Below are 595 nucleotides of genomic sequence, written 5' to 3' on the forward strand. Positions count from 1 at the left end.
GATAGCGATCATCATCCCTTCATTGCCCCGCAGCAGGAGGGAGGCGTCCGCCAGCGGCTGCGGGGGGCGATCGAGATGTGTCGATATCAACAGGCGGCCGTGACCTTGCCAACACCACTTCCGAGGTTCGGCAGCGATGTTGAGCAGGATCAGCATCTCTTCGCCGTTCAGCGCGCGTTTGAAGGCAAAGACGTCGTTCTGCGAACGCAGCGGCAGCTGGTCGCCTTGGCGCAGGCACGGCTCCGCGCGCCGCAGCGCGATCAACCTTCGAAACAGGGCGAGGACAGAGCGCTCATCCCGTTGCTGGCCGGCGACATGATGCGAGCCGCCTGGACCGAGCGGTAGCCATGGGTCTCCGTCGGTGAAACCGCCATTCGGGCGGTCGTCCCAGCACATCGGTGCCCGCTCGGGATCCCGGCACAGCCCAAAGCCGGGCAACAGCTTTTCGAAGGGATCGCGGGTTCGATCGGGCGGAATGGACACCCGCTCACGGCCGATCTCGTCGCCCATGTAGAGGAATGGCGTTCCTCGCAGGGTCATCAGCAGCATCGCCAGGATGCGCATCTGCGCACCTCCGATCTTGCTTGCAACTCTC

At 64.4% G+C, this 595-nt stretch carries 1 protein-coding gene; it reads right to left on the minus strand.

Annotation, left to right across the window (positions count from 1 at the left end):
- Positions 1-564: DUF3459 domain-containing protein (locus tag IVB29_RS02585; protein WP_247501835.1), on the minus strand; the 564-nt coding region annotated here is incomplete at its 3' end.
- Positions 565-595: the final 31 nt, after the last annotated feature.

Source organism: Bradyrhizobium sp. 1, assembly GCF_023073315.1.
Lineage (GTDB): Bacteria > Pseudomonadota > Alphaproteobacteria > Rhizobiales > Xanthobacteraceae > Bradyrhizobium.